At 70.1% G+C, this 6,487-nt stretch carries 4 protein-coding genes; all 4 read right to left on the reverse strand.

Annotated features, from left to right (window positions below; genetic code table 11):
• Positions 1-119: 119 nt before the first annotated feature.
• Complete coding sequence (relA, locus tag ACZ5C2_RS32730) at positions 120-2,651, reverse strand: GTP pyrophosphokinase (protein ID WP_468799470.1); 2,532 nt, start codon at positions 2,649-2,651, stop codon at positions 120-122.
• 195 nt (positions 2,652-2,846) lie between these two features.
• The gene (locus tag ACZ5C2_RS32735; protein WP_468799472.1) at positions 2,847-3,395 is read right to left on the reverse strand and encodes an adenine phosphoribosyltransferase; all 549 of its coding nucleotides are present in this window, start codon (positions 3,393-3,395) and stop codon (positions 2,847-2,849) included.
• Complete coding sequence (gene secF, locus ACZ5C2_RS32740) at positions 3,392-4,507, reverse strand: protein translocase subunit SecF (protein ID WP_468799473.1); 1,116 nt, start codon at positions 4,505-4,507, stop codon at positions 3,392-3,394. The genes ACZ5C2_RS32735 and secF overlap by 4 nt, the downstream gene beginning before the upstream one ends.
• A gap of 3 nt (positions 4,508-4,510) precedes the next feature.
• A complete protein-coding gene (gene secD, locus ACZ5C2_RS32745; RefSeq protein WP_468799474.1) occupies positions 4,511-6,301 on the reverse strand; it encodes a protein translocase subunit SecD in 1,791 nt (596 codons plus the stop codon).
• Between the last annotated feature and the right edge of the window lie 186 nt (positions 6,302-6,487).

Consider the following 6,487-nt stretch of genomic DNA (forward strand, 5'->3'; position numbering starts at 1 on the left):
AGCCACAAGACCCCGGGAGGAAGAAGGAGGGAGGCGTCGGGGAGTGCCGCATCGCCCAGCGCCACCCCCCCCAACGAACACCCCCCCCCCCCCCCCCCCCCCCCCCCCCTTCCGCGTGCCTACGTGCGGTTGCGGGCCGATGTCACGCGGTAGACGTCGTAGACGCCCTCCACGCCGCGTACGGCCTTCAGGACGTGGCCCAGGTGCTTGGGATCGCCCATCTCGAAGGTGAAGCGGGAGGTGGCGACCCGGTCGCGGGACGTCTGGACGGCCGCGGAGAGGATGTTGACGTGCTGGTCGGACAGTACGCGGGTGACGTCCGACAGCAGCCGGGACCGGTCGAGGGCCTCGACCTGGATGGCGACCAGGAAGACCGAGGACTGGGTGGGCGCCCACTCGACCTCGAGGATCCGCTCGGGCTCGCGGGACAGCGAGTCGACGTTGACGCAGTCGCTGCGGTGCACCGAGACACCGCTGCCGCGGGTCACGAAGCCGATGATCGGGTCGCCGGGCACCGGTGTGCAGCAGCGGGCCAGCTTGACCCAGACGTCAGCCACGCCCTTGACGACGACGCCGGGGTCGGCGCTGGAGCGGCGCTTGCGGCTACGGGCCGGCGGAACCGACTCGTCGATCTCCTCGGTGGCCGCCTCCTCGCCACCGAGGGCCTGGACCAGCTTCTGCACGATGTTCTGTGCGGAGACATGACCCTCGCCGATCGCCGCGTACAGCGCGGAGATGTCCGAGTAGCGCATCTCGTGCGCCAGGGTGACCAGTGAGTCACCGGTGAGGATGCGCTGGATCGGCAGGTTCTGCTTGCGCATGGCGCGGACGATGGAGTCCTTGCCGTGCTCGATGGCCTCGTCGCGGCGCTCCTTGGAGAACCATGCGCGGATCTTGTTGCGGGCGCGGGGCGACTTCACGAAGCCGAGCCAGTCGCGGGAGGGGCCCGCGCCGGCCGCCTTGGAGGTGAAGACCTCCACCAGGTCGCCGTTGTCAAGGGTGGATTCCAGCGGCACGAGGCGGCCGTTGACCCGCGCCCCTATGGTGCGGTGGCCGACCTCGGTGTGGACCGCGTACGCGAAGTCCACGGGGGTGGCACCCGCGGGGAGCGCTATGACGTCGCCCTTGGGCGTGAAGACGAAGACCTCGTTGCGGGACAGGTCGAAGCGCAGGGACTCCAGGAACTCGCCCGGGTCCTCGGTCTCCTTCTGCCAGTCCAGGAGCTGCCGCAGCCACGCCATGTCGTTGATGGCGGCCGAATCCCTGCCGGCCTTGCCGGCCGCCTTGGGCACGTCGGTACGGACCTTGGAGGCGCCGGCGACGGCCTCCTGCTTGTACTTCCAGTGCGCGGCGATGCCGTACTCCGCGCGGCGGTGCATGTCGAAGGTGCGGATCTGCAGTTCGACGGGCTTGCCGCCGGGGCCGATGACCGTCGTGTGCAGCGACTGGTACATGTTGAACTTGGGCATCGCGATGTAGTCCTTGAACCGGCCGGGGACCGGGTTCCATCGCGCGTGCACCGTGCCGAGGGCCGCATAGCAGTCGCGGACGGTGTCCACGAGGACGCGGATGCCCACCAGATCATAGATCTCGGCGAAGTCGCGGCCGCGGACGATCATCTTCTGGTAGACGCTGTAGTAGTGCTTGGGGCGGCCGGTGACGGTGGCCTTGATACGGGCCGCCCTGAGGTCCTGCTGCACCTCGTCGGTGACGATGGCGAGGTACTCGTCGCGCTTGGGGGCGCGCTCGGCGACCAGGCGCACGATCTCGTCGTACATCTTGGGGTAGAGGATCGCGAAGGCGAGGTCCTCCAGCTCCCACTTGATGGTGTTCATGCCCAGGCGATGGGCGAGCGGCGCGTAGATCTCCAGGGTCTCGCGCGCCTTCTTCTCCTGCTTCTCGCGCTTGAGGTAGCGCATGGTGCGCATGTTGTGCAGGCGGTCGGCGAGCTTGATGACCAGGACGCGCGGGTCCTTGGCCATGGCGACGACCATCTTGCGCACGGTCTCGGCCTGGGCGGCCTCGCCGAACTTGACCTTGTCCAGCTTGGTGACGCCGTCGACGAGCAGGGTGACGACGTCACCGAAGTCGCGGCGCAGGTCCTCCAGGCCGTACTCGGTGTCCTCGACGGTGTCGTGCAGCAGGCCGGCCATGAGCGTGGCCGGGTCCATGCCCAGCTCGGCGAGGATGGTGGTGACGGCGAGCGGGTGCGTGATGTACGGGTCGCCGCTCTTGCGCTTCTGGCCGCGGTGCCAGCGCTCGGCGACCTGGTAGGCGCGCTCGATCTGGCGCAGCGTGGCGTTCTCGATCTTGGGGTCGTTGCCGCGGACGATGCGCAGCAGCGGCTCCAGCACCGGGTTGTACGGGTTGGCGCGCTGGACACCCAGCCGGGCGAGGCGGGCACGGACGCGGTTGGAGGAGCCGGAGCGGGCGGGCTGGCCGGTGTTGGGACGGGCCACGGCGGCCGAGCGCTCGGGCGGGGCGGGCTTGGGACGCGACTGCTCGGGCTTGTCGACGGGCGAGGACTGGGCGTGCTGGACCGGCCCACGCGTGTCGTTCTTCGCGTGGGGCGCGCTCGGCGCGGGCTTCGCCGCGGCCGCCGAGGCGGACTCGGGCTTGGCTGCGGTCAGGTGCTGGGCCTCGTCTGGCAAGAGGGCTCCTCGTGCGCGATCCCGGGTCCCCCGGTCAGGCTCCGGAGACCCCATGGTAGCGATCCCCTGCCCACGGCTGCCCCTCGGAGCGGTGTGAGGACCGTCTACCCGGCAAACGCACGAGGCGGACACCGGATTCCTCCGGGTCCGCCTGCGTGGTGGTGCAGGGGCCTGGCCGCCCCGTTCCCCGTCCGGTCAGACCGTGAGCAGCGCCTCCAGCGGGGCTCCCGCCAGGACGGATTCCAGCCGGGCACGGCCGCCGAGGAAGCCCAGCTCCATCAGCACGGCGAGGCCCGCGACCTCCGCGCCCGCCCTGCGGATGAGCTGGACCGATGCCTCGGCGGTGCCGCCGGTGGCGAGGACGTCGTCGACCACCAGGATCCGGTCGTCTGCGCTCAGATCCTCCGCGTGCACCTCGATCTCCGCGGAGCCGTACTCCAGCTCGTACGCCTGGCAGAGGGTGGCTCCGGGGAGCTTGCCCGCCTTGCGTACGGGGATGAAGCCGAGGCCCGCGCGGACCGCGGCCGGGGCTCCGAGGATGAAGCCCCGGGCCTCCAGACCGACGATCTTCGTGGCGCCGGTGCTCCGGGCGATGTCGGCGAGGGCGTCGCTGAGCGCGGAGAACGCCGCCGGATCCGCCAGGAGCGGGGTGATGTCCTTGAACATCACGCCCGGCTCCGGGTAGTCCGCCACGTCCCGGATCCGGCTGAGCAGCAGAGTCGAGATGTCGGTGAGCCCGGTCATCGGCGCTTCCCCGACGAACCGCCCCGGCGGGCGCGGGAGGTGGTCCTGACCCGGGGCCCCACGACGGCAGGCGCGGCGTCCCCGGACGCGTCGCCGTGATCCCCTCCGGTGACCGGGGTCATCTGCGGGTCGTCCGCGTCCGCGCCCTGGGCGCGCTTGGCCATGACCCGCTTCTTCAGGGACTTCATCCCGGGCTCGAGCTCCTTGAGGTCGGCGACGAGCGGGGTGGCGATGAAGATCGAGGAGTACGCACCGGCGGCGAGGCCGACGAACAGCGACAGCGAGATGTCGTTGAGCATGCCGGCGCCGAGGACACCACCGCCGATGAACAGCAGGCCCGCCACCGGCAGCAGCGCGACCACCGTGGTGTTGACGGAGCGGACCAGGGTGCTGTTGATGGACCGGTTGGCGATCTCGCTGTAGGTCCAGCGGGTCTGTTTGGTGATGTCTCTCGTCTGTTCCTTGAGGCTGTCGAAGACGACGACCGTGTCGTACAGCGAGTAGCCGAGGATGGTGAGCAGACCGATCACCGTGCCCGGGGTGACCTCGAAGCCGACGAGGGCGTAGATGCCGACGGTGATGGTGATGTCGTGGATCAGCGCGACGAACGCGGCGACCGCCATACGCCACTCGAAGGCGATCGCCAGATAGATCACGACGAGGACCATGAAGATGCCCAGGCCCTGCCAGGCCTTGTTGGCGATCTGTTCACCCCAGCTGGGGCCGACCAGCTCGGCGTTGATCTGCTCGGCGTCGACCTCGAGGTCGTCGGCGAGGGTGTCCTTGATCCTGTCCGAGGTACCCGTGTCGATACCGGCGACCTGGATGCGCATGCTGCCGTCGCCGAGCTGCTGGACGATGGCGTCGTGGCCGGAGGCTTCCTCCGCGTACCCCTCGGCCGTGGCGACCGAGACGCTCATGTTCTTCGGGGTGGTGAAGACCGCTCCGCCCTGGAACTCGATGCCCATGTGCAGGCCGCGCACCGCCAGGCCCGCGATGGCCAGGATGGTGATGAGGATGGAGACGCCGTACCAGATCTTGCGGTTCTTGATGAAGTCGTAGCCGACTTCGCCGTGGTGCAGCCGGGCCCCGAGGGTGCCGAGTCTCGACATCTCTCACGCCTCCTTCGTCTGGGCGGGGGCGGAGTGACGACGGGTGCGGCGCAGGGGCGGCTTGGCACCCAGCGCCTTCGGGTCGAGCCCGGACCACTTGTGGCCGCTCGCGAAGAACTTCCGGCGGGCCATCAGCGTGAGCAGGGGCTTGGTGAAGAGGAATACCACCACGACGTCGAGCACGGTGGTCAGGCCGAGCGTGAACGCGAAGCCCTGGACCTTGCCGACGGTGACGATGAAGAGCACGGCGGCGGCGAGGAACGACACGAAGTCGGAGACCAGGATGGTGCGCCGGGCGCGCGGCCAGGCCCGCTCCACGGCGGGGCGCAGCGTACGGCCCTCGCGGATCTCGTCCCGGACCCGTTCGAAGAACACGATGAACGAGTCCGCCGTGATGCCGATCGCGACGATGGCACCGCACACGGCCGGCAGGTTCAGCGCGAAGCCGATGGTCGGGCCGAGCAACGACATGATCACGTAGGTGAGGGCCGCGGAGACCAGCAGGGAGGCGATGGCGATGAAGGACAGGCCTCGGTAGTAGACCAGCAGGTAGAGGACGACCAGGGCGAGTCCGATGGCACCCGCGATCAGACCGGCCTTGAGCTGCTCACCGCCGAGGGCGGCGGTGACGGTGGTGACGCTGTCCTCGCGGAAGGTCAGGGGAAGCGCGCCGTAGGACAGCATGTTGGCCAGTTCCTGCGACGACTGCTGGTTGAAGTTGCCGGAGATCTCGGCATTTCCGCCGGTCAGGGCCTGGCTGACGTACGGGTCGGAGACGACCTCGTTGTCCAGGACGATGGCGAACTGGTTCTGGGGGGACTGCTTCTGGGCGAGCTGGCCGGTGACGTCGGCGAACTTCTTGGCGCCCTTGTCCGTGAACTTCATGGTGACGATCCAGCCGGCACCGGTCTGGGTGTTCAGGACGGCGTCGGCCTCGTCGACGTCCGTACCGTCGACCGCGGCGGGGCCGAGGACGTACTTCTGCCACTGGCCCTGGGAGTTCTGGCCGCACGCGACGATCGAGTCGGTGGCCTTGGAGCCGTCACCGGCCTTGGCGCGGACGCTCTCCTTGGTGCAGTCGAGCGCCGCGTACTGGGCCTGGAGCTTGGCGTCGGCGTCGCCGGAAGCGCCGCCGGTGGCGGGCGGGGAGGCGCCGGCCTGGTCGTCGGCCTTGCCGCTCGGGGAGCCGGAGGGGGTCTCGTCGGCCTTCAGGGCGTCGGTGACCGCGCGGCCCTGGGTGGTGGCGCTCGCCGACGGGCTGCCGGAGGCGGACGGGGACGAGCCGTCGGTCGCCTTCTCCGTGGCCTTGTCGGTCGCCTTGTCCTTGCCGGAGTCCTGCTCCGAGCCGTCGCCGGTCGCGCTGGGCGTCGGAGCGGCTGCGCCGCCGGCGACTTCGGTGGCGACGACCGGACGGAAGTAGAGCTTGGCGGTGGTGCCGACCTGTTCCCGGGCCTGCTTGGAGTTCGTGCCCTTGGGAATGTTGACGATGATGTTGCGGGTGCCCTGCGTCTGGACCTCGGCCTCGGAGACGCCCAGACCGTTGACGCGCCGCTCCATGATGGAGACCGCGGTGTCCATGTTGGTCTTGTTGATCGCGGACTCCTGGCCGGCCTCGGGGACCGCTGCCAGCGTGATGCTCGTGCCACCGGCCAGGTCGATGCCGAGACGCGGAGTGCTGTGCCCTGAGGCGAACATCCCCCCGGTGAGCGCCACCATGGCGATCAGGATCAGAGCGAGCGAGCGCCACGGCTTGCTTGTGGCGCTCGCGTTCCGTCCCTTTTTGAGTGCTGCCACCTTCGCGTACTCCCTCTCGGGCCGCCTCGCGCCCGGTCAGGGTGCGGGCGGCCATGACGTGGTGTGGGGATTCCGTGCGAGCTGGGCATGTCCCGGGGGGGGGGGGGGGGGGGGGGGGGGGGGGGGGGGGGGGGGGGGGGGGGGGGGGGGGGGGGGGGGGGGGGGGGGGGGGGGGGGGGGGGGGGG

The organism is Streptomyces sp. NPDC031365, assembly GCF_055569765.1.

Coding starts and splice junctions, on each gene's coding strand:
- secF (WP_468799473.1), bottom strand. CDS start 4,507: ATGTCGAGACTCGGCACCCTCGGGGCCCGGCTGCACCACGGCGAAGTC.
- ACZ5C2_RS32735 (WP_468799472.1), bottom strand. CDS start 3,395: ATGACCGGGCTCACCGACATCTCGACTCTGCTGCTCAGCCGGATCCGG.